We start from the raw sequence: 1,963 nt of genomic DNA, 5'->3' as shown, positions 1-1,963 counted from the left end.
CGTGGACGCCGCCATCCACTACCTGGCCCGCATGATCGAGGCGGGGGAGGACCCGCGCTTCATCGCCCGCAGGATCATGATCTGCGCCTCCGAGGACGTCGGCCTCGCCGCCCCCGAGATCCTGCCCCTCACCGTGGCCGCTGCCCAGGCCGTGGCGCTGGTGGGCATGCCCGAGGCGCAGCTGATCCTCTCCGAGGCCGTCATCGCGGTGGCGACCGCGCCGAAGTCCAACGCGGCCACCACCGCGATCTTCCAGGCCCTCGCCGACCTGCGCGCCGGGAAGGGGGGACCCGTCCCCGCGCACCTGAGGGACGCCCACTACGCGGGTGCGGAGGGGCTCGGGCACGGGAAGGGGTACGTCTACGCCCATGACGCCCCCCACTCCGTCGCGGCCCAGCAGTACCTGCCCGACGACCTCGTGGGGACCCGGTACTACGAGCCCACCACCAACGGAACTGAGGCGATGATCACGAAGCGTCTGGCGCGCATCAGGGAACTGCTGGCCATGCGGTAACATGTCAGGGCTGTCCGCCGGGAGGCGGGCGACCACCTGGGGTCTTGGCCGAAGGACGCACGTCCGGGAGTGGACCCCATGCCACCGGTGACCGACCGGGGGCATGACACGAGAGACAGGAAAGGCCACCAATGGCTCAGAACCGTTCACGCAAGCAGGTGCGCGAGTCCCGCGCCCTGGGCATCGCCCTCACCCCGAAGGCCGTGCGCTACTTCGAGAAGCGCCCCTACGGCCCCGGTGAGCACGGACGCTCGCGGCGTCGCCAGGACTCCGACTACGCCGTGCGTCTGAAGGAGAAGCAGCGTCTGCGCGCCCAGTACGGCATCCGTGAGGCGCAGATGCAGCGCGTCTTCGAGGACGCCCGCCGCGAGTCGGGCCTGACCGGTGAGAACCTGGTCGAGCTCCTCGAGATGCGTCTCGACGCGCTCGTCCTGCGCGCTGGCTTCGCCCGCACGATCCAGCAGGCCCGCCAGTTCGTCGTCCACCGCCACATCATCGTCGACGGCAAGATCGTGGACCGCCCCTCCTTCCGCGTCCGTCCCGGCCAGACCCTCCAGGTCAAGCCGAAGTCCCAGACCACGGTGCCCTTCGAGGTCGCCGCGGCCGGCATCCACCGCGATGTGCTCCCCACCGTCCCGGACTACCTGGACGTCAACCTGGAGCACCTCAAGGCCACCCTGGTGCGCCGCCCCAAGCGTGTCGAGGTCCCCGTGACCTGCGACGTGCAGATGGTCGTCGAGTACTACTCGCGCTGATCCACAGCGGACGGCGGGCCCCGGGAGCACTGCTCCCGGGGTCCGCTCAGTACCCGGGGTCCTCGCCCCACCCCTCCCTCTCCACCACCATGAGGACACATGCGCACCTCTGAGATCCGCTCCCGCTGGCTCGACTACTTCAGGTCCAAGGACCACGTGATCCGTCCGTCGGTCCCGTTGATCTCCCCTGACCCCTCGATCCTCTTCACCATCGCCGGGATGGTCCCGTTCATCCCCTACATCACGGGGGTGGAGCCTGCTCCGTGGCCCAGGGTCGCCTCGGTCCAGAAGTGCATCCGCACCAACGACATCGACAACGTCGGTCGCACGACGCGTCACGGCACGTTCTTCCAGATGAACGGCAACTTCTCCTTCGGTGACTACTTCAAGGAGGGCGCGATCGACTTCGCGTGGGACCTCCTGACGGGATCCGTCGACGAGGGCCGGTACGGTCTGGACGGTGACCGGCTGTGGGTCACGCTGTGGGAGCACGACGAGGAGGCCCTGGACGTCCTCACCCGCAAGATCGGGATGGACCCCCACCACATCGTGCTCCTCCCGCGTGAGGAGAACTTCTGGGACACCGGTCAGCCGGGCCCTGCGGGCTCGTGCTGCGAGTGGCACTACGACCGCGGGCCCGCCTACGGTCCGGAGGCCGAGGGTGGCACGGTGGACCCCGGGGGGGACCGCTACC

Annotated in this window: 3 protein-coding genes; all 3 read left to right on the top strand. The window is 69.3% G+C overall.

The features are described 5' to 3' along the window. Window positions 1–514 (top strand): AAA family ATPase (locus TA90_RS06340; RefSeq protein WP_043535199.1); only part of this gene is annotated, 514 nt, incomplete at its 5' end. Window positions 515–645: 131 nt separating this feature from the next. Next, entirely contained in the window at window positions 646–1,269 is a 624-nt protein-coding gene (gene rpsD, locus TA90_RS06335) for a 30S ribosomal protein S4 (protein ID WP_043535198.1), read from the top strand. A 99-nt stretch (window positions 1,270–1,368) separates the two neighbouring features. Beyond that, window positions 1,369–1,963, top strand: a 595-nt coding sequence (locus TA90_RS06330) for an alanine--tRNA ligase-related protein (RefSeq protein ID WP_043535197.1), incomplete at its 3' end; no start/stop codon positions are given.

It is taken from the genome of Actinomyces polynesiensis, assembly GCF_000820725.1.
GTDB lineage: Bacteria > Actinomycetota > Actinomycetes > Actinomycetales > Actinomycetaceae > Pauljensenia > Pauljensenia polynesiensis.
Note: the sequence above shows the minus strand (reverse complement) of the source record. Positions and strands in the feature narration are given on the sequence as shown.

What these genes read in the sequence shown, in the direction of transcription:
- rpsD (WP_043535198.1), top strand. Translation starts at nt 646, where the DNA reads ATGGCTCAGAACCGTTCACGCAAGCAGGTGCGCGAGTCCCGCGCCCTG.